This window comes from Parafannyhessea sp. (assembly GCF_051876455.1).
Classification (GTDB): Bacteria; Actinomycetota; Coriobacteriia; order Coriobacteriales; family Atopobiaceae; genus Parafannyhessea.
Genome location: NZ_JBJEHW010000060.1, coordinates 1 through 20433, shown reverse-complemented (window position 1 = coordinate 20433; position 20433 = coordinate 1). Strand labels below are relative to the sequence as shown.

19 protein-coding genes and 2 tRNA genes are annotated in these 20433 nt (G+C 64.7%); 3 read left to right on the top strand and 18 right to left on the bottom strand.

The window, feature by feature from the left end:
- The 5 genes from ACI38Z_RS02970 to ACI38Z_RS02950 form a co-directional block, all read right to left on the bottom strand.
- Nucleotides 1-494, bottom strand: a 494-nt coding sequence (locus ACI38Z_RS02970) for an ABC transporter permease subunit (protein ID WP_439788695.1), incomplete at its 3' end; no start/stop codon positions are given.
- A 10-nt stretch (nucleotides 495-504) separates the two neighbouring features.
- On the bottom strand, nucleotides 505-1380 hold the full coding sequence (locus ACI38Z_RS02965) for a branched-chain amino acid ABC transporter permease (RefSeq protein WP_439788694.1): 876 nt from the start codon (nucleotides 1378-1380) through the stop codon (nucleotides 505-507).
- 148 nt (nucleotides 1381-1528) lie between these two features.
- The gene (locus tag ACI38Z_RS02960; RefSeq protein WP_439788693.1) at nucleotides 1529-2728 is read right to left on the bottom strand and encodes an ABC transporter substrate-binding protein; all 1200 of its coding nucleotides are present in this window, start codon (nucleotides 2726-2728) and stop codon (nucleotides 1529-1531) included.
- Between the two features lie 238 nt (nucleotides 2729-2966).
- Nucleotides 2967-3524 carry a VanZ family protein gene (locus tag ACI38Z_RS02955; protein WP_439788692.1) on the bottom strand — a complete coding sequence of 186 codons (558 nt, stop codon included), beginning with the start codon at nucleotides 3522-3524 and terminating at the stop codon, nucleotides 2967-2969.
- A gap of 3 nt (nucleotides 3525-3527) precedes the next feature.
- Nucleotides 3528-4847 carry a hypothetical protein gene (locus ACI38Z_RS02950; RefSeq protein WP_439788691.1) on the bottom strand — a complete coding sequence of 440 codons (1320 nt, stop codon included), beginning with the start codon at nucleotides 4845-4847 and terminating at the stop codon, nucleotides 3528-3530.
- A 221-nt stretch (nucleotides 4848-5068) separates the two neighbouring features.
- Here ACI38Z_RS02950 and ACI38Z_RS02945 point away from each other — a divergent pair, with 221 nt between their 5' ends.
- Nucleotides 5069-5875, top strand: a complete 807-nt coding sequence (locus tag ACI38Z_RS02945; protein ID WP_439788689.1) for an SDR family NAD(P)-dependent oxidoreductase — start codon at nucleotides 5069-5071, stop codon at nucleotides 5873-5875.
- A gap of 90 nt (nucleotides 5876-5965) precedes the next feature.
- Here ACI38Z_RS02945 and rho read toward each other — a convergent pair whose 3' ends face one another.
- From rho to ACI38Z_RS02910, 7 genes are all read right to left on the bottom strand, one after another.
- Nucleotides 5966-8041, bottom strand: a complete 2076-nt coding sequence (gene rho / locus ACI38Z_RS02940; RefSeq protein ID WP_439788688.1) for a transcription termination factor Rho — start codon at nucleotides 8039-8041, stop codon at nucleotides 5966-5968.
- A gap of 308 nt (nucleotides 8042-8349) precedes the next feature.
- Complete coding sequence (locus ACI38Z_RS02935) at nucleotides 8350-9009, bottom strand: MarR family transcriptional regulator (RefSeq protein WP_439788687.1); 660 nt, start codon at nucleotides 9007-9009, stop codon at nucleotides 8350-8352.
- Nucleotides 9010-9235: 226 nt separating this feature from the next.
- Nucleotides 9236-11080 carry an arginine--tRNA ligase gene (argS, locus tag ACI38Z_RS02930; protein ID WP_439788686.1) on the bottom strand — a complete coding sequence of 615 codons (1845 nt, stop codon included), beginning with the start codon at nucleotides 11078-11080 and terminating at the stop codon, nucleotides 9236-9238.
- Nucleotides 11081-11194: 114 nt separating this feature from the next.
- Nucleotides 11195-12679 carry a nicotinate phosphoribosyltransferase gene (locus ACI38Z_RS02925; protein ID WP_439788685.1) on the bottom strand — a complete coding sequence of 495 codons (1485 nt, stop codon included), beginning with the start codon at nucleotides 12677-12679 and terminating at the stop codon, nucleotides 11195-11197.
- 81 nt (nucleotides 12680-12760) lie between these two features.
- Nucleotides 12761-13075, bottom strand: a complete 315-nt coding sequence (locus ACI38Z_RS02920; protein WP_439788684.1) for a hypothetical protein — start codon at nucleotides 13073-13075, stop codon at nucleotides 12761-12763.
- A 74-nt stretch (nucleotides 13076-13149) separates the two neighbouring features.
- On the bottom strand, nucleotides 13150-14091 hold the full coding sequence (locus tag ACI38Z_RS02915) for a radical SAM protein (RefSeq protein WP_439788683.1): 942 nt from the start codon (nucleotides 14089-14091) through the stop codon (nucleotides 13150-13152).
- 56 nt (nucleotides 14092-14147) lie between these two features.
- A tRNA-Ala gene (locus tag ACI38Z_RS02910) sits at nucleotides 14148-14223 on the bottom strand.
- 513 nt (nucleotides 14224-14736) lie between these two features.
- Between ACI38Z_RS02910 and ACI38Z_RS02905 the strand changes: the two genes are divergently transcribed.
- Together ACI38Z_RS02905 and ACI38Z_RS02900 are read left to right on the top strand one after the other, a co-directional pair.
- Nucleotides 14737-15936: a glycosyltransferase family 4 protein gene (locus tag ACI38Z_RS02905; protein ID WP_439788682.1), complete on the top strand. Its 1200-nt coding sequence runs from the start codon at nucleotides 14737-14739 to the stop codon at nucleotides 15934-15936.
- 129 nt (nucleotides 15937-16065) lie between these two features.
- A complete protein-coding gene (locus ACI38Z_RS02900; protein WP_439788681.1) occupies nucleotides 16066-16563 on the top strand; it encodes a hypothetical protein in 498 nt (165 codons plus the stop codon).
- A 65-nt stretch (nucleotides 16564-16628) separates the two neighbouring features.
- Here ACI38Z_RS02900 and rplT read toward each other — a convergent pair whose 3' ends face one another.
- From rplT to ACI38Z_RS02870, 6 genes are all read right to left on the bottom strand, one after another.
- Nucleotides 16629-16994 (bottom strand): 50S ribosomal protein L20, encoded by a 366-nt coding sequence (gene rplT, locus ACI38Z_RS02895; RefSeq protein WP_439788680.1) that lies wholly within the window; start codon nucleotides 16992-16994, stop codon nucleotides 16629-16631.
- Between the two features lie 50 nt (nucleotides 16995-17044).
- Complete coding sequence (gene rpmI / locus ACI38Z_RS02890; RefSeq protein WP_439788679.1) at nucleotides 17045-17242, bottom strand: 50S ribosomal protein L35; 198 nt, start codon at nucleotides 17240-17242, stop codon at nucleotides 17045-17047.
- A gap of 1 nt (nucleotide 17243) precedes the next feature.
- Nucleotides 17244-17822, bottom strand: coding sequence for a translation initiation factor IF-3 (infC, locus tag ACI38Z_RS02885; RefSeq protein WP_439788678.1), 579 nt, complete (start codon nucleotides 17820-17822; stop codon nucleotides 17244-17246).
- 288 nt (nucleotides 17823-18110) lie between these two features.
- A tRNA-Leu gene (locus tag ACI38Z_RS02880) sits at nucleotides 18111-18197 on the bottom strand.
- Nucleotides 18198-18258: 61 nt separating this feature from the next.
- Nucleotides 18259-19011: an MBL fold metallo-hydrolase gene (locus tag ACI38Z_RS02875; RefSeq protein ID WP_439788677.1), complete on the bottom strand. Its 753-nt coding sequence runs from the start codon at nucleotides 19009-19011 to the stop codon at nucleotides 18259-18261.
- On the bottom strand, nucleotides 19011-20433 hold a 1423-nt coding region (locus tag ACI38Z_RS02870; RefSeq protein WP_439788676.1), incomplete at its 5' end, for a RelA/SpoT family protein. The genes ACI38Z_RS02875 and ACI38Z_RS02870, both read right to left, overlap by 1 nt.

Genomic DNA, 20433 nt, shown 5'->3' with positions numbered 1-20433 from the left:
GTGATGATGGCGAGGTAGTCGCCCTTGAGGCGCAGCGCCGGGATGCCGATGATGAGGCCGCAGATTGCCGCGCAGATGCCTCCGAAGATGAGGCCGCACACGAAGAGCAGCGTCGTGGCGGGGGTGCCCGTCATGAAGTCGTACATCGTCACGTGCATGGGTCCCATCATGCGCATGATGAAGATTGCGCAGGAGTAGCCACCCACGGACATGAAGCCGGCATGGCCGAGCGGGAGCTGGCCGAGGTAGCCCGTCGCGATGTTGAGCGAGACGGCCATGATGATGTAGATGCCGACCTGCTCGAGCACGGAGCCCGTGTAGCGCGAGATGGAGCCGTTGTCGATCATCATCTGGCCGATGACGATCACGAGCACCGTGAGCACGGTGTTGATGATGTAGCGCTTGCCCGTGGAGATGGTCTTGCGCTTGGTGGAGCCCTTGGGCGAGCCGGCGGTGATTATCGGCTTGCCCTTGGTTGCCATGTCCTCTTCCACGTTAGCCTCCTTACACTTTCTCGTTCATCGTGCGGCCGAGGATGCCCGTGGGCTTCACGACGAGCACGATGATGAGGAGCAGGAACACGACGGCGTCCTTCCAGACGGAGAGTCCGAGGGCGGAGACGAACACCTCTGCGAAGCCGACGAGCAGACCTCCGATGACGGCGCCCGGAATCGAGCCGATGCCGCCGAGGACGGCCGCGACGAAGGCCTTGGTGCCGAGCATGATGCCCATGGTCGGCGTCGCCTGCGAGTACGCCATGCTGTAGAGCACGGCGCCGATGCCGGCGAGCGCGGAACCGAGGGCGAACGTGAAGGAGATCGTCGTGTTCACGTTGATGCCCATGAGGCGGGCGGCGCCCATGTCCTCGGAGACTGCGCGCATCGCCTTGCCGAGCTTGGTCTTCTGCACGAGGAGCTGGAGGACCACCGTGGAGATCGCCGTCACGATGATGGTGATGATGGCGTTGAGCGAGAGGCTCGCGCCACCGACGTTGATGGTCGACGTGCTGATGAATGGTGGCACGACCTTGGCGTCCGCACCGAAGACCAGCTGTGCCCCGTTCTCAAGGAAGTACGAGACGCCGATTGCGGTGATGAGGATCGAAAGGCGGGGCGCGTTTCTCAGAGGCGCGTACGCGACCTTGTCGATCAGTACGCCGAGGAGCGTGCAGCCCGCGACCGAGAGCACGACCGCGATTGCCGGGTTCATGCCCAGCTTGGCCATCACTATCCAAGAAATGTACGCGCCGACCATGATGATGTCGCCATGGGCGAAGTTGAGGAGCAGGATGATTCCATACACCATCGTGTAGCCCAGGGCGACGAGCGCGTAGATGCTGCCGAGCTGCAGACCGTTCAGCAGCTGCGTTATAAACGTCACGGCAAACACTTCCTCTCGTAAGCCTTTGAACAGAACTTCAATAGGGTGCCACGCATGGGACGTGTGCGCAACATTGCACCCTTATCCCCGTGAGGCGCCGAGAGAAACCCTCGGCGCCTCTGTGGTTGGTTCCTGGGGAAGCCACCCTCTACATGGTGGTCTCGATGTACTCCTTGCCGCCCTTGAAGCCGATGATCAGCGTCGACTTGACGGGGTCGCCGGTGCCCTCGTACTTGATGGTGCCAGTCACACCCTTGACGGTGCCCTTGGCGATGGCGTCGATGACGGCCTGCTTGTAGTCCTTGTAGGTCTTGGCCTTGCCGGCCTTCTCGACCTTGTTGATCGCGGTGCAGAGGATCATCGCGGCGTCGTAGCCGAGCGCGCAGAAGTTGGTCGGGTCGGCGTTGTACTCGGCCTTGTAGTCCTTGATGAACTGCTGGACGCTCTTGTCCGTGTTCGCGGAGACGAAGGAGGTGTCGTAGAAGCAGCCCTCGAGGTCGCTGCCGGAGGCGTAGTCCTCGTCGCCGCCGACGATGTTCGCCCAGCCGTCGGCGCCCAGGAAGACGCCCTTGTAGCCGAGCTGACGCGCCTGGGTGACGATCTTGCCGTCGTCCTGGTAGTAGTTGGGCGAGAGGACGGCGTCGGGCTTCTTGGCGATGATGTTGGCGAGCTGTGCCTTGAAGTCGACGTCACCGGCGGAGTAGCTCTCCTGCGTGGCGATCTTGAGGCCCTTCTTCTTGGCCTCCTTGACGAAGGCGTCGTTCACGCCCTTCTCGTAGTCGCCGCCGGAGTTGTAGATGGTGCAGAGCGTCTTGTAGCCCTTCTTGGCGGCGAAGTCTGCCATGAGCTTGCCCTGGTACGGGTCGGTGTAGCAGGCGCGGAAGGCGTTCTTGCCGTACTTGATGAAGTCTGCCGCGGTCGCGGATGCGGAGACGAGCGGCATGTTGTCCTTGACGGCCTCCTGCGCGACTGCGATGGAGGGCGTGGAGGTCACGTCGCCGAGGACGGCCACTACGTTGCTCTCGGCCATCTTCTGGTAGACGTTGACGGCCTCGGTGGCGTCGCCCTTCTCGTCCTGGACGATGAGGGAGATCTTCTTGCCGGTGGAGGTGCCGCCCTTCTTGTTGAACTGCTTGAAGTAGAGCTTCGCGCCGTTGCGGACCGCAAGGCCGTACTGAGCGACGTCGCCGGAGTACGGGCCCATGAGGCCGACCTTGAGGGTCTTGCCGGAGATGGCGGAGTCGGAGCTTGAACCGCCGCAGGCTGCGAGCAGAGAGCTGAGGCTGATGCCCACTGCGGTGGCGCCGCTGACCTTGAAGAGGTCACGCCTCGTGATGTTGTTAGACATTTGTTTTCCTCCCATGTAACTAAAGGTCTTGCAACCAACAGTTATCCTGAAAAGAAATTAAGGCTTCAGGCGCTGAATATGTGCCTGAACGATGAATGGTTATCGTTCCTGCAACATTGGAATTCGTTTGGAAACATATGTAATCGCCAAAAACTGGGCGATAAGTGCGCGCTGCCTGCGGAAACGCCGCTGTGCGCCTGGGCGGACAGCTTGACGCAAATGTGTCGCCCGACACGCGCTAGGCTTCGTGGCCGCGGCGAACCCTGCGCAGGGCCGCAGCCAAGAGGGTCCCGACGAGGACGCCACAGAGGTCGATTATCACGTCGCGCAGCTGGCTCGAGCGCCCCGGCACGAAGACCTGGATCGTCTCGTCCACGACTGGCGCCACGCAGCCGACCATGACGGTGAGAAGGGCGAGGCGAAGGTCGCTGGAAGAGATCTGCCAAACGCATTCCCTGCTGGCGGGAAAGCACGATCTTCTCCCCTGTCCCAGGACCTCCGAGCGCGTCCTGCCGCAGAGAAGCCCAAGCACGAGGTACTCGAGGAAGTGCGCCGTCTTGCGGATGACGAACGTCATGGTATGCGTGCTCGTAACGCCCGCAGCCTGGAAGGCCGGGCGAAGGACGACCATCACGCGCGAGCTCTCGCCCCGCGATGCGGCGCCGGATACCAGCGAGTGGCCCCATATGAAGACGAGCCAGAGCGCCACAATCGCAAGCCAGAGCGCGACGTGGCGCCCACGGCCCCCGTTCCGCTCTGACCCTCCGACGTTGCTGCGGTCCCCCTCGTCACGCAAGGGCTACGCCTCCCTGACCATCGCGGCCATGTGGCGCGGCTTGTACGCGCCGCGCTTGGGGCGGTTGCGCTTGGGGAGCTTGGCGGTGTTCGCGAGGTTCTGGCTTCCGCCCTCGATGACGTGCAGGTACTCGCGGGAGGACCGGCGCGCGGCCTGCGACTCGTTCCGCGAGAACTCGTCGTTTATCAGGTAGTCTACGTAGGATTCCGTGTCCACGACCTCGGGATGGCCCGCGGGCGTCCTGAACGGGATGAACTTCGTGGGATCCTCGAGGCCCGTCGGGTCGTCGATCGTGTCGGCACCGCCGATGACGTCCACAAACGGCGCGACGCGGGGGCCGTTGTCGATCTTCTCGTCCATCGCCTGCAGCGCGACGTTCCAGAGGTCCTCGTGGTCGAGGGCGTCGGCGTCGCGATGCTCGGGGTACTTGCCCTGGTCGACCTCGGGCACGCTCTGGGCGATGCGGGCCGCGCGGGAGCGGGAGAACTCCATGGCCGGCGTGAGCGGACGCTCTTCTGCCGCGGGGGCGGCCTCGTGCGACGCCTCCCCCATCCACGTGGGAACGCTCAGCTCGTTGGAGGTCTCCTCGACCGTGGGGAGGTTCTTCATGACGTCCTTCTCGCCCACGTGGCGCACGGAGTCGCCCAGACGCGCGTCCCACCAGCTCGTGCCGACGTCGCCAACGGTGCCGTCCGCACGCTCGATGATCGGGAGGCCCTCGAACTTGTCCGCGCCGAGGCGCTCCTGCAGGACGTCAGCCACGCCGCGTGCGCGCGCGGCCATGCGCTCGCGCAGCGTCTGCTTCTCGACGTAGTCCTCGGCCACGTTCACGTAGTCGTTGGTGTCGTCCAGCTCCCTGTCAACGGAGGGCACGCGGGACGCGATCTCCTGGTTGATGGAACGCGCGGGGTGGGAGACGCCATCCTCGGGCCCAACCGTCGCCACGTCCGCGACGGGCTCGTCCGGATGGTCCTGGCATGCCTGGTACGAAGGCGCGGGAACCGCGCTCTCATTGGAAGGGGCACCAACGGTGGCATTGCCAGACCGCGCGGCTACGTTGAGCACGAGCGTGGGGGCCTCCTCCGCCTCCTCGGCCTGTGCGTCCTTCTCGCCCTTGCGCCGTGCGGCGGCCGTCACGCCCACGATCGCCGCGCCCGTGACGCAGCCCAGCGCGAAGGTGACCGCGGGGTTCGCGAGCGCGTCGCGTCCGAGGTCCGATGCGAGCTGGAGGGGCGTCGCGGCCTCCGCGACGCTGGGGACGGAGACCCCAAGCGCGCCAAGAAGCCCCGCCACGACGGCCGGGTTCCTCCTTGCCATGAACATTGCGTCGCTCCTCCCGCAAGGCCCCCGCACGTGGGACGGACACGAAGCGAAACGCCAACTGGACCCCACGGATGCGGCCACTGGCAGAGACAACGGCGTGCTGCGTCTTATCTTCGTTTACCGTCGTATTATGCAGTCGGGGCAGATTCCCTAGACTGTGTTTGATATTAGCCAAACCCAGCCGATTTTCAAGGCTCGGGCCCAAATACAGGGGGCAAAACATGGCGAAATCCATTGCGATAGTGACAGGCGCCTCATCCGGCGTGGGCCGCGAGTTCGTGAGGCAGTTCGACCAGGGCGCGGGCGGTCCGCTGGACGAGATCTGGCTCGTGGCGCGCCGTCGCGAGGTCCTGGAGGACATCGCAGGCACGTGCAAGACGCCGACGCGGGTGCTCGCGCTCGACCTCACGAACGAGGACTCGTTCAAGACGATCTCCGCGGAGCTCGACGGCGAGCGCCCGCGCGTGCAGTGGCTCGTCAACAGCGCGGGCTTTGGCAAGTTCGGCGACTTCAACACCATAGGCGAGAAGGACACCCTCGACATGGTGAGGCTCAACTGCCTTGCCGTGGTCGAGTGCTGCTACCTCGTGCTCCCCCACATGGGACCCGGCTCCAGGATCATCAACCTCGCATCCATCGCAGGCGTCATCCCCCAGCCCAGGCTCTCCGTGTACAGCGCCACCAAGTCCTTCGTGCTCGAGTTCTCGCGCACCGTCGACCACGAGCTCCACGGCACGGGCATACACATCACGGCGCTCTGCCCCAAGTTCATGCGCACGGGCTTCCTGGACAAGCCAAACGACAGCGAGGTCGCGCGCAAGATGTGCCGCATCGGCTTCAGCCCCGTGGACAAGGTCGTGCGCAGGGCCATCCGCTCCGCCGTGCTCGGACACGCGCTCTGCATACCCTCCGCAGACATGTGGGCGGCCCACGTCATCACCAAGCTCCTGCCCGCCAGCGTGAGCATGGAGCTCGAGGACATGTTCATGGGCATGTGGGAGCCCATGCGCACGGCAGACAGGCGCTAGCGGGCACCAGGGACCGGACCAAGAACAAAGCCGCCGAGAGGGACGACGCGTCCTTCTCGGCGGCTTGCCTTTGCCTCGCTTGGGTGCCCGCTAGACGGCGAACTCCGTCTGCTGGGCCTTCTTCGCGGAGCGGATGAGGAACTCCTCGTTGTCGTTGGTGGCCTTGAGGCCGCGCACCAGGGCCTGGGCGGCGCGCTCCGTGTTGTTCATGTTTGCCAGGAGCCTGCGGATGCCCCAGACGAACGGCTGCATGCTGGGATCGATCAGCAGGTCCTCGTTCCTCGTGCCGGAGGCGACGGGGTCGATGGCCGGGAAGATCCTGCGGTCGGCCAGCTCGCGGTCGAGCTTGAGCTCCATGTTGCCCGTGCCCTTGAACTCCTCGAAGATGACCTCGTCCATCTTGGAGCCCGTGTCGACGAGCGCGGACGCGAGGATGGTGAGCGAGCCGCCGTTCTCGATGTTGCGCGCCGCGCCCAGGAACTTCTTGGGCGGGTACAGCGCCGCGGAATCGACGCCGCCCGAGAGGATCCTGCCGGACGCGGGGGCCGCGAGGTTGTACGCACGGGCGAGCCTCGTGATGGAGTCGAGCACGACCACGACGTCCTCGCCCATCTCGACCAGGCGCTTCGCGTGCTCGATCACGAGCTCGGACACGGCCGTGTGGTTGGACGCCGGCATGTCGAACGTGGATGCCACGACCTCGCCCCTGATGGAGCGCTCCATGTCCGTGACCTCCTCGGGACGCTCGTCCACGAGCAGGCAGAACAGGTGCACCTCGGGGTTGTTGGCCGCGATGGACTGGCAGATCTTCTTGAGGACCGTGGTCTTGCCCGCCTTGGGGGGCGACACGATGAGGCCGCGCTGGCCCTTGCCGATGGGCGCCACAAGGTCGATGGCGCGTCCGGTGATGGAGTCCTTGCCGTGCTCCATCACGAGGCGCTCGTTGGGATAGATGGGCGTGAGGTCGCGGAAGCGTGGGCGCGACTTGGCCTCCTCGGGGGCGCGGTCGTTGATGAGCTCGATCGTGTGCAGCGGCGGGTACTTGTTGCCCGCCTTTGCGGGAGAGACGCTGCCCTTCACCTTGTCGCCGGGACGCAGGCCGTACTGCCTGATCATCTGCTGGTGCACGAAGGCGTCGTTGTCGCCGCGCATGTAGTTGCCGGTGCGGACGTAGGCGTATCCCTCGTTCTGGAACTCCAGCACGCCCTCGACGGGCCTGAAGCCCTCAGCGTAGGCAGCGGCCTCGTACACGGCCTCGGCCAGCTCCTTCTTGCGCAGGCCCACGTACTCGATGTCGAGCTCCGCCGCCTTCTTGCGAAGGTCTGCGACCTTCATCTGCGCGACCTCGTCGCGCGAGAGCGTGGGCTCGACGCTCTGCTCGCGCTGGTTGTTCTTGCGGTTGCGGCGGCGCTGGTTCCTGCCCTGCTTCTGGCTCTGGTTGCCGTTCTGGCCCTGGCCGTTGTCCTGCTGCCTGCCGTTGTGGCGGCGGCGACGGTGGTTGGGGCGGTCGTTGCGGTCGTCGTCCTGGGACGGACGCTCGTCCTTCTCGCCCCGACCCTGCTCGTCCGTGGGGCGGTCGTCGCGGCCTGCGTCACCCTCGTGCCCGTTGGAGGATCTCCCGGTGGCCTCGGCGGCGTCGGCCTCCGCGAGCGTCGCGGCGGGCGCTGCCATGACCTCGGCCGTGGCGTGCGTCGCCTCCTGCGTGGCGCGCGTCATGTCGTCCACGGCGTGCACCTCGTCCTCCGTCTTGGGCTTGCGGCCCCTGCGGCGCGGCTTCGGCACGTCCAGGGCGTTCTGCTCCTCCGTGGAAGAAGCCTGCTCGGCACCGGTATCCTCGGCAGCCTGCCTCTTGCGCGGCCTGCCGCGCCTCCTTGCGGGCCTCTGCTCCGGCTCCGCGTCGCCGGCCGCCTGCTCGGCTCCCATGGCCTCTGGCTGGCTCTCGACGGCGCCATCGCCCTTGGCGGCACGCCTGCGCGTCCTGCGCGGCTTTGCCTCGGCCCCGTCCTGGGCATCCTCGCCCGAGGCTGCCTGCGAGGCGGCCTCCTCGATCTTCTCCGCGCGCCTCGTGACGCGCCTGCGGCGCTTGGGCTTCTCCTCGGTGGAGCCGCCGTCAATGCCCGCGCCCTCCGGCACGCCCGTGCCGGTGACTTGGTTATCCTCTGTCATTCAAGACCCTTCTTGATGTCTCTCGTGCGACACGCAGGCCCGTCTGGTTACGATTCCGGCATCATACACATGCCATCTGGCGTCTTTGTGACCAGGGCTCATTGGATACCGAGTGGGATTTGGGCTTGCGTGCGATAAAAACTGCGACCATGCGCAAATACAGCGTCACTATACCATTTTGCGTGCAGATGCAAAACTAAAAATATTGCAGGTGTGAAGGCACAAGAAGCCAAGCGCAGCAGAAACCATGCCGCGCGGAAGGCATGAAAAATGCGGGCCCAGGGGACCCGCACTTCACGCTTCTTGATCTATTGCTCCTGGCTGCCGCGACGACGGCGCCTTACCACGAGCGAGCCGATCTCGTTCTCGATGTCGTCCGCAATCTCCCGGCCCTGGTCCGTGAGGCCCACGCGGAAGCCGTGGCGGCTCTTGCCCAGGCGCTCCACGTAGCCCTCCTCCTCGAGCGCGGATACCGACATGGACACCGTAGGCTGCAGGAGCCCAAGGCTCCCCACCAGCTCGCTGATCGTGTGCGCACCGCCGCCAAGCGACTTGATGCCCAGCAGGATGAGCTCGCTCGCGTCGCACGATATGGACCCCATGGCGTCCACGTAGGCCCTCACGCGCAGGGCGGTCGTGCGCGAGAGCGGCTCGGTCGGCTTGATGGACGAGCGGGTCTTCTCGCAGAGCGAGTCCACAACCTCGTAGCCCTTCTCCGATATGGAGCAGAAGATGTTGCGCTTGTCTGCGCTTCCCTGGTCGCGGATGATCAGTCCCTGCGTCGCGAGGTGCTTAGTCCTATGGGTCATCGTCGGACGCAGCACGTGCTGGTAGTCCGCGATGTCCGAGGTCCTCATGCCGCCCTCGCAGTTGGCCAGGCGGCAGAGTATGGAGAACTCCGAGAAGGAGAGCCTCTCGGCCTTGTCCTCGCCCTGCCGTACGAGGTTGTAGGCCTTGCGAATCGACAAGTATTCCTTCGCGTCCATAAAAACCGCCGCTCTCATCGTTGCGTATCACACTGCACGCATATGCAAGGTGCGCCCCGCTACAAGCGATAGGCGCACCTATATTTGCATGTGCCGCCTTAGGGACACAATACAACATTGAATTAAGCAAACGGCTCAGAGCGCTCAATCCCGCCCGTAACGTTACGAAGTAGAAAGATTTGGGCGAGAAGAACGTACGCTTAAATGCCTACATCACGTCCGGCGCGGACACTCCGATCAGCTTGAGCGCGACCTCCAGGTTGATGCGAACCGCGTCGCACGCGCACAGGCGTGCCTTGGAGAGCGCCTCTTCGACGGGACGTCCCTCGCTGGGGAGCACCTGGCAGTTCGCGTAGAAGCCGTGGAAGGCACCCGCGAGCTCCTCGCAGAAGTGCGTCAGGCGGAACGGTGCGCGGTCGCGGGCGCAGCCAAGCACGAGGTCCGGGAACTCGGAGATCTTGCGGGCGAGCGCGGCCTCGGTCGGGTCGGTCAGGAGCGACAGGTCCACGGAGTCGCCGATAGCCTTCTGGGCGACCTTCTCCATGCCCATCTCGAGCGCCTCGTCCTCAGTGACGCCGGCGGCCTTGCGCAGGATGGAGCACACGCGGGCGTGGGCGTACTGCACGTAGTAGACGGGGTTCGTGTTGTTGCGCTGCTTAACGGCCTCGATGTCGAAGTCGATGGTCTGGTTGGAGGACTTGGACACGAGCGTGTAGCGCGTCGCGTCGACGCCAACCTCGTCGATCAGCTCCTGGAAGGTGATCATGGTTCCCTTGCGCTTGGACATGCGCACGGGCTCGCCGTTGCGGAGCAGGTTCACGAACTGGCCGAGGTCGACCTCGAACTTGCCGGGGTAACCCAGGGCGTCGCACACGTTGGTGACGCGGGCGATGTAGCCGTGGTGGTCGGCGCCCCACAGGTCGATGGAGTAGTCGTCACGCTGGAACTTGTTCCAGTGGTAGGCGACGTCGGAGGCGAAGTAGGTGTACTCGCCGTTCGACTTGATGAGGACGCGGTCCTTGTCGTCGCCAAAGGCGGTCGACTTGAACCACAGGGCGCCGTCGTCGGTCTTGTAGAGGTAGCCCATCTTGTCGAGCTTCTGGAAGGCGCGGTCGACCTGAGAGGTGCCGGACTCGTCCTTCACGTACAGGGAGCGCTCCGAGAACCACAGGTCGAAGTCGCAGCGCACCTCGTGGCACGTCGCCTTGATGCGGGCAAGCATCGACTGGTACGCGCGCTCGCGGAACTGCTCGAGCGACTCCTCCACGGGAACGTCGACCCACTTGTCCCCGTCCTTCTCCACGAACTCGCGGGCAATGTCGACGATGTAGTCGCCGCCGTAGGAGTTGCCGCCCAGCTCCTCGTTGAAGGTATCCATGAACGGGTGCGTCTCGGGGTGCTCGTCGTCCTCGTCGGCGACGTAGGCCTCGCGGTCCGCGATCAGCTTGTCGTGCGCGGCGTCCAGGTCGCAGCCGTCATCCTTCATGATCTGCTCGAGCTGCAGGTAGCGCCTCTGGACGGAGCGGCCGAAGACGTCCATCTGGGAGCCGTGGTCGTTGATGTAGTACTCGCGGTCCACGTGATAGCCAGCGAAGTCGAGCACGTTGCACATGGAGTCGCCCAGCGCGGCCCAGCGGCCGTGGCCGACGTGGAGCGGGCCGGTGGGGTTCGCGGAGATGAACTCGTAGTTGATCTTGAGGCCCTTGCCCTCGTCGGAGCGGCCCCAATCGGCGCCCTTCTCGCGCACCTCCTGGAAGACCTCGTTGTTTGCCGACGCGTTGAGGTAGAAGTTGATGAAGCCCGGGCCTGCGACCTCGACCTTCGCGACCTCGTTGCTCTTGGGCATGTGGGCCACGATCGCCTGGGCGATCTTCGCGGGGGCCATGTGGGCGAGGCGTGCGGAGCGCATCGCGACCGTGGAGCTCCAGTCACCGTTGCTGGTGTCCGCCGGGCGCTCGACGCCGTACTCCCTCACCTCGAACTCGGGAAGGTCGCCGGCGGACTGCGCCGCCTCGATCGCTTGCTTTACAAGGTCCTCTATGGTCTCGGGCATGTTGTCTCCTTAGCTCTTGCCACACGATGCATGTTCCTGCGTGACGCAGACATTTGCAGACAGTCTAGCAGACCGCCGTGCCAAACCCCACGTCACGACCCATATCCGGCGCGCCTAGTGGCGCGCCGAGTCCCTGCGCTCCGCGCGCGTGAGGTCACTCCTCAGCTTGGCGAGGCCGGGCTCCAGTCCCACCGGGTAGATCTGCGGGTTCAGGAAGCGCCTGACGGCGGGGTCGAGCCTCATGACGGCCTCGCGGCAGCGGGCCTTCGCCTGCTCGATGGTGTCCGGCTCCTTGGAGCGCTTGCCCTTCTCGACCACCTGCTCCATGAGCTCGCGCGACTCGTAGCCACCCATGTCGTAGGTCATGAGCTCGTCGAGCACGTCGACCATGTTCGCGTCGCCGTCGCCGCTCCTCACGGAGTCGTCCACGATCATGTCGCCCACGGGGCAGCCCGCCTCGTCGTAAAAGCGCGTGATGTGCTGGATGCCGGGAATCGTGCGCTTGTACGCCATCTCGGACAGCTTGATGACGGGGTCCCACGGCTCGTCCGCGGAGGGACGCGTGGCGGAGAGCTTGTACACGCCGCCGAGCGACGGCTGCGGGTCGCAGGTCGCGAGCTTGGTGCCCACGCCAAAGGAGTCGATGGGCGCGCCCTGCGCAAAGAGCGACTGGATGGTGTACTCGTCGAGGTCGTTCGAGACGGAGATCTTGACGTAGTCGAGACCGGCCGCGTCGAAGGCGGCGCGCGTCTCCTTGGAGAGCTTGGCGAGGTCGCCGGAGTCTATGCGGATGGCCGCGAGCCGCTCCCCCGCCTGCTCCATCTCCTTCGCGACGGTGATGGCGTTCTTGATGCCCTGGTGCACGTCATAGGTGTCGAGGAGAAGGACGCAGTTCTTGGGGCTGCTCTTCGCAAACGCGCGGAACGCGTCGAGCTCGGTGGGAAACGCCATGACCCAGGAGTGCGCGTGCGTGCCGAAGACGGGGATGCCGTAGATCTTGCCGGCGAGCACGTTCGACGTGGAGCTGGCGCCGCCGATGTAGGACGCCCTCGCGACCGCGAGGCCGCCGTCGGGACCCTGAGCGCGGCGCAGGCCGAAGTCGGACACGGGATGGCCCTCGGCCGCGTGCACGACGCGCGCCGTCTTTGTGGCGACGAGCGTCTGGAAATTCACGAGGTTCAGGAGCGCGGTCTCGAGCAGCTGGCAGTCGATGAGCGGGCCCTCGACCCTCACCATCGGCTCGCGCGGGAACACGAGGTCGCCCTCGGGCACGGCCCACACCGAGACCCTCATCCTGAAGTCGCGCAGGTAGTCGAGGAAGCCCTTCTTGAACATGGGGCCTCCGCCGGGAGCCTGGACGCTTGCGAGGTACGCGATCGAGTCGTCGTCGAACACGAAGTTCTCGACCAGGTCCGCGATCTGCCCCATTCCGCACGCCACGGCGTAGCCGCCGCCAAACGGCGCCTCACGGAAGAAGACGTTGAAGCATCCCTCAGCGTCCACGAGCCCTGACTCCCAGAACCCCTGGGCCATGGTCAGCTCGTACAGGTCAGTGTTAAGCGAAACGTCAGTCGGTTTCGTCGCGTCGGTCAATGCCATTGCAGTCTCCTCTGCTTGGACAAGTTCGCAAAAACGCTATCCAATATCAGAAGGGTACCACTCAGGGCGAGAAGGGCGTGGCTAATGGCCCAACACCGTGACGAGGATGATGGCGACGACCAGTATCGCGAGGCTCACGAGCACGACCTTCTGGCCCTTCGGCATGTTGAGGTCCTCGTCCGGCTCCATGAGGCGGGCGTTCCTCTCGCCCAGCTCGCGTGCGCGCCTGTCGCGCTCGGTCTCGGCCATCGCGCGCTTGCGCTCGGCCTTGAGGCGCTCGAGCTCGGCGCGGTCCCTGCGCGCCTTCCGTTCCTGCTCCTTGCGGGCCTTCTCGGCACGGAGCTCCTCGAGCTCTCTGCGCTCGTCGTCGCTTAGCGGCTTGGTGGAATCCGCCATGCTATCCCCCACTTCCCGTGAGTGCGCCGCCTCCGTTCGCGGCGCCCCTGACTACGGCCTAATGGTACCCAACTCTAGCGTCCCAGCTCCGGGCCCCTCACGCCCGTCGCGTCAAACGCCGGCACGAAGCTCTCCGACACGGTGCCGCCCTGCTGCCACCACAGGTTCTCGAAGCCCAGGTCATCAGCGTGGTCGAGAACGGTCTCGTACTCGTCGTTCGTGACGGACCGCGCCAGGTCGCCTCCACGGCTCCTGCACTCCGCGTTGGGGGTGTACTGGTTCATGACGGAGAGGTCGGCCTCGTTCCCGCAGACGTCCCACACGCGGTCGAGCACTGCCAGGGAGTCGTCCACGTGTCCGGGCAGCACAAGGTGCCGCACGATGATGCCGCGCTGCATGATGCCGTCCTTGTTGAGCCTGCGCCCACCGGCGCTCCTGAGCGACGCGAGCATCTCGCGCAGCGCCTCCGTGGCCCGCTCGGCGTAGTCGGGCACCGCGGAGAGCCTTCCGGACACCGCATCCGACGAGTACTTGAAGTCCGTCAGCCAGATGTCGACAACGTCGGACATGGCGCGCACTACCTCCGTGCGCTCGTATCCGGAGGTGTTGCAGACGATGGGCAGATCCATGCCCGCAGAGCGAGCCTCGAGGATAGCCTTGCGCACGTGCGGCGCAAAGTGGAGGGGCGTTACCAGGTTGATGTTGTTCGCGCCCTTCTCCATCAGCTCGACCATCATCTGGGCAAGGCGCTCGGTCGTGACCTCGAGCCCGAAGCCCTCCTGGGAGATCTCGTGGTTCTGGCAGAACACGCACCTGAGCGGGCAGCCCGTGAAGAAGATCGCGCCGGACCCGGAGGTTCCCGATATTGGGGGCTCCTCCCAGAAGTGGAGCGCAGAGCGCGCGACCCTCAGCGTGGACGTGGCGCCGCAGAGCCCGGCCTTCCCGTCAGAGCGCCGCGCGCGGCACCTCCTGGGACAGAGCTCGCAGCGATCGTACAGACCAAAGTCGACTTCCATGCTGCCCCCACATACAAAAAAGCCCGGATGCATGACATCCGGGCCTACGTTACAAATGGTGGAGATGAAGGGATTCGAACCCTCGGCCTCTGCCTTGCGAAGGCAGCGCTCTCCCAGCTGAGCTACATCCCCAGTGCAAAACGCGCGAGAAGTATTGTTGCAAGAACCCGCGACGCTGTCAACCCAAAATCTCGAACATATTTTGGGGCGCGGAATCGACGGCTCCGGACTGCCGGACTCCCACGTCCCTTCCGTGCATTCGGCAGAAAAGTCGTCCCCTGCGGTTGCGAAATGAACCCACCTCTCAAAGGTGGGTGCCCTCATCGCCTTTTCCAGCTTCCTCAACAACGGAGGATGCCTGTAATGGGGACGATATGTGGGCTCCCTCAAAACGCTTGTCGGTTCACCCAGTTGTTTCCGCAGGGGAACGACACTTATGACTATAGGGGACCCACCGCCAAAATACAGTCTTGACTTGCCGGCCCTTCCTGCCAACATAAGTCTATGTGGCCCGCCAAATGGTGGGCCGTTTCCATTTTGGTGGGTCGTTTCCGCATTCGGGGCCCGCCCGCACGTGAAATCCATGCGTTCCTGTATCATTGGCATGTAGGCGAGTTGGACGAGGAGCATCCGGAGGGAGCGTACATGTACAGGCCTTGGCTGCCATACCTGTGTCTCTTCCTCGCATCCCTGTTCGCCGCCCTTCTCACCACACCCCTCGCCAGGCGCATAGCCTGGAGGGCGAACGCCGTCGACTATCCGGACAAGCGCCGCATCAACAAGGTGCCGATTCCCAGGATGGGCGGCATAGCGGTCTTCCTCGGAATCGTAGCGGCCTTCGTCGTGCAGTACCTGGGCACAAAGTACCTGAACTGGCCCATGATCCTCTCGCCGGCGCCGCACCTCCAGAACGTCAACTACCGCCTCCTCGCGCTGGGGTTCGTCGCGATATTCGTCACCGGCCTCCTGGACGACGTCTTCCAGCTCAAGCCCCTCCAGAAGCTCGCCGGCCAGGTCATCGCGGCGCTCATCGCCGTCGCCTCGGGCGTCGTCATCGGGGTCATCGTCAACCCCGCCACCGAGGGGGCCTTCTACCTGGGCGTGTGGACGTATCCCATCACGATCGTCTACCTCGTGGCATACGTGAACATCTTCAACCTGATCGACGGCCTCGACGGGCTCGCGTCGGGCCTCGCCTGCATAGCGAGCCTCACCATGTTCGCGCTCTCCGTCATGTCGGGTCGCACTGACGCCGCCGCGCTCGCAATAGCCCTGAGCGGCTCGACGCTCGGGTTCCTCCGCTACAACTTCAACCCCGCGAGCATCTTCCTCGGTGACTCCGGCTCGCTCCTGCTCGGCTACACCCTCGGCGTCGTCTCCATGCTCTCGGTGACGCGCGTCGCCGGCCTCACGACCATCATCGTGCCCCTCGTGATCGCGGGCATCCCCATCATCGACACGTTCTCGGCCATCGTCCGCCGCAAGCGCGCCCACGTCAGCATCGGCCAGGCGGACCGTGGCCACATCCACCACCGTCTCATAGCCGAGGGCTTCAACCAGCGCCAGGCGGTGCTGCTCATGTATGCCTGGACCGCCCTCCTCTGCCTCGGCACGTTCGCCATGACGCAGGTCTCAGTCATGCCACGCATCGCAATCTTCGCAGTGCTCCTGGTCATCTCCGCCGTCATCGCCGCAAGACTCCACCTCTTCCGCCCCGTGCTCCTGCACCACACCGACCCCTCGACCGGTCAGGACGAGCTTGTGAGCCCACAGGACCCCGAATTTGAACAAGAAGAGGAGAAGTTCGAGGAGTCCCACCCCGATAAGATTCACCATCGCTCCTAGGCGACTCATCTACCAGCCGATTTGCTCGTTTTGACCAAACGCCAAAGTCTCGCGCAAGACAGCGAAAGCCTCCCGAAAGGCCCGTGCCGTACCCTTCTCGCACCATCAACCGCGACGAAGGGACTGCACGTGATGCCATCTGACGCAGCTCGCCATCCAAACCACGACGTAATCGACGTACTCGAGCGCGACGAGAGGCTCTTCTCGGCCATGCTCGCCCACGACCTCGAGGCGCGCGTCGTGACGGAGGTATTCCGCAACCGTTCTGCAAGAGCGTGTGATGCCGCCCGTATCCGCCCCGCTCACGGGGATGACGGCCCCACGAGCGAATTGCCGCCTTTCGATCAGTCGCCAGAACCGTACCTGGGATGGCTCGCCGACGTGCTGGCCGCTCGTGAGCTCCACATGCCGGACGTCGTCTCCATCCTGGACGAGAGGGGGCTCCTCGAGGGACTCCTCGAGCGCGAGCGCGAGGATGGCGCGCGAGAGGCCCTGGAGGAGACGCTTGCCAAGGTCAGGAAGCTCTTCCTCGCGCTGAAGGCGGAGGGGCGTCAGGACGAGCTTGCCGACGACCTTTCGAGTCCCTTGGAGTTCGCCTGCGCGCTCGACGACCTCTCGATAGACTGACCGTCATAAAAGAGCGGGACCCATGGCGTCCATGGGTCCCGCTTGAAATGCGATATCTCCGTCGACTACTCGGCGTCGGCGAGAGCCTTCTTGGCGACCTCGGCGAGGTCCGCGAACGCGGCCTCGTCCTCGTAGGCGACCTGAGCGAGGACCTTGCGGTCGAGCTCGACGCCGGCGAGCTTCAGGCCGTGCATGAACTTGCTGTAGGAGAGGTCATTCATGCGGGCCGCAGCGTTGATGCGCTGAATCCACAGAGCGCGGATGTCGCGCTTCTTGTTGCGACGATCACGGTACTGGTACTGGCCACTGTGCTGGGCCTGTTCCTTCATGCCGCGGAAGGTGCGGGAGGAGGTACCATAGTAGCCCTTGGTGCGCTCCACCAGGGTCTGACGCTTCTTGCGGCCGGCAACAGCGCGCTTCACTCGTGCCATATCTAATCAACTCCTTGGAAATGCGATTCTGATGACGCGTGCGCGCCTGACTACTTCGTGCCCATGCGCTGCGAAACGACCTTGACGTCCGCGGGGGCAAGCTCGGTCTCCTTGCGGAAGCCGCGGATGCGCTTCTGGGACTTCTTGGTCAGGATGTGGCTCTTGAAGGCCTTCGCGCGCATGATCTTGCCGGTTCCGGTGCGGCGGAAACGCTTTGCCGAACCCTTGTGCGTCTTCATCTTGGGCATGCTAGTTCTCCTTCTCACTCTCGGTGTCGTCCTCAGGTGCCTTCTCGTCAAAGGCGCCCTTGATGGGGGCGACGAGCATGTGCATGTTACGACCTTCCATCTTAGGCTTCGACTCGACCGTCGCATACGGCTTCAGGTCGTCTGCAAGCCTATTCAGGACGTTGAGGCCCTGCTCCGGATGAGCCATCTCGCGACCGCGGAACATGATCGTGACCTTGACTCGAGCGCCCTTCTTGAGGAAGCGCATGACGTGGTTCTTCTTGGTCGTATAGTCGCCCACGTCAATCTTGGGCCTGAACTTCATTTCCTTGACCTCGACCTTGACCTGCTTCTTTCGAGCGGCCTTGGCCTTGCGGTCCTGCTCGTACTTGAACTTGCGATAGTCCATGACCTTGCAGACGGGAGGCTCCGCGTTGGGAGCGATCTCCACGAGGTCAAGGTTCTGCTCGTCTGCGATGCGCTGTGCGTCGCGAATCCCGAACAGGCCAAGCTGCGAGCCGTCAACACCAATCAGACGGCAAGTACGTGCGTTGATCTCGTCGTTGATACGAGGACCCTGATTCTTGGCTATCTTTGACACCTTCCCTTCCCCGCGGCCTTGCGCCGCATAAAAAAACTCCTGGCCAACAGCATCCAGGAGACAAGGGCCGCCACGAAGGCGGACAAGATATCTTTGTCTGACCAGACAGCTGCTTTCGCGCCGTGTAGGTGGGGGCGCAAGCCCCGCTTTGCAAAACACTTAGAGCATGTTAGCGGTTGGACGCCCACGTTGCAAGCGACATCCGCCAACATGCTCCACTTCACAAGTTGCAGACAATCCCGGCCGAATGCGCAATGCCATCCAGCGAGGAACCTTCGCCATTGGATCTGGTGCCCGAGGTGGGACTCGAACCCACACGCCGTCGCCGGTAGCAGATTTTGAGTCTGCCGCGTCTGCCAATTCCGCCACTCGGGCACACCACTAAGGTCTCGCGTGAATGAACTATACCAGAGCTTATCCCACGCCCACGCAACAATTAGCGAAGGTACGGGTTCTGCGCAAGCTCGTCCTCCATGGTCGTTGGGTCGCCGTGCCCGCAGAACACGTTGGTGTGCGGCGGAATCTCGCGCTTGAGGCGTGCGAGCGTCCCCTCCAGGGCCGCCTGGTCCCCGCCCGAGATGTCCGTGCGTCCCACCGAACCCTTGAACAGCGTGTCGCCCACGAAGCAGATGTGATCGGCACTGCCCGAGCCTAGAAGGACGAGGCCACCGGGCGTGTGTCCCGGTGCCTCGAGCACCCTGAAGCTCGCCGTGCCCACCTGGAGCGTGTCACCCTCGCCCAACTCGATGTCGGGCGTCGGCGCGTCGTCGTCATACGAGAGGCCGAGCTCGTTCTTCTCGCTCGCGTGGCTCGCCATCTCGACGTCCCTTGGGCTCATGGCGAAGGGGGCGCCCGTGGCCTCCTCGAGGGCCCTCACGCCGCCGACGTGGTCGCCGTGGCCGTGCGTCGCCACGATGTACTTGACGCGGACGCCCTCGGGCAGGTGCTCGAAGATGGCCTTACCCGAGTCGCCGGCATCCACCACCATGCACTCGCCCTGCGAGATGTACGCGTAGCAGTTCGTCTCTATCGGGCCGACCACGAACATCGCGATCTGGTCGCGGCCGTCGTCCTGGCAGCCGCCCCCACAGCACCCGCCGCCGTGACCGTGCCCGCCGCAGCAGCCGTCGTCATGGTCGTGGTGCCCGCCGCAGCAGCAGCCCTCGTGGTCGTCGCAGTGGTCTGCCATCAGACCCTCCTCTTCATCTGGTTGGCACCCTCGCCAGGCAGGATGCGCCGCGCGCTGTAGACCGAGGGCACCCGGCCGACGGACGCCAGCAGCGGCGCGAGGCGCGAGGCGTCGGATATCGCTATCAGGAAGCGCAGGCGCGCCGTGCCCGACTTCGCGGTCTGCGTGGCCGCGGAGAGGATGTTGCCGCCGGAGTCGCCGATCGCGATGGTCACGTCCTTGAGGAGGCCCATCCTGTCCGTGGCCTCCACGACGATCTCCACCTGGAACTCCGTGGCGCCCGTCGCGTCCCACTCAACGTCGATCATGCGCTCGGGATGCGCCATTAGCCCCTTCACGTTGGGGCAGCTCGCACGGTGGACGGACACGCCGCGGCCGCGCGTGACGAAGCCCACGATCTCGTCGCCGGCAACGGGGTTGCAGCAGTGCGCGAGGTGGACCAGGAGGTCCGGGTCGCCCTTCACGACGACGCCGCAGTTGTTCTGGCGGCGCTTCCTGAGGGCACGGCTGTTGCCCGCGAGCGGGGCGAGCGGCATGTCGTCCTCGATCGCCTTCTGCTTGGCCGCGTCCTTCTCGCGCTGTGCCTGGGTCTCCGCGCTGTCCTTGCCGAGCGCCGCCTCGATGCGGTTGGCGATCTGCTTGGAGCTCACCTTGTTGGAGCCCACGGCGGCAAACAGGTCGTCCACGCGCACGTAGTCGAGCTGCTGCACGACCTCGTCGATCGCCTTGACGGTGCGGGGGTTGCTGATGCCGTAGCCGCGCTTGCGGAGCTCGTGCGCGACGTCGCTCCTGCCCTGCTCCGCGTCGTCGTTCTTGCTCGCGGCCGTGAAGTACTTGCGGATCTTGGCCTTTGCCGAGGGCGTCGCCACGATGTTGAGCCAGTCTCGGCTCGGCTTGGAGTTCTTGTTGGTGAGGACCTCGATGCGGTCGCCGCTCTGCAGGTGGTACGTGAGCGGCACCACAGCGCCGTTGACCTTGGCCCCCACGCAGTGGTTGCCGATCTCGGTGTGCACGGCGTAGGCGAAGTCGAGCGGGGTCGAGTCGCGCCTCAGGCTCATGACGTCGCCCTTGGGCGTGAAGACGAAGATCTCGTCCTCGAAGAGGTCGACCCTGAGGTTGTTCAGGTACTCGGTCGCGTCGCCCATGTCGTCGTCCGTGGCCCAGTCCAGGCTGCGGCGAATCCAGTTGATCTGGCTGTCGATGTCCTTGTCGGAGCTCGACATGTTGCCCTCGGAGTTGCCGGCCTTCTTGTAGAGCCAGTGGGCGGCGATGCCGTACTCCGCGCGGTCGTGCATCTCGTACGTGCGTATCTGGATCTCGATGGGCCGCGCGTCCGAGCCGATGACCGTCGTGTGCAGCGACTGGTAGCCGTTGGGCTTGGGCATGGCGATGTAGTCCTTGAAGCGCCCGGGCAGCGGGTGC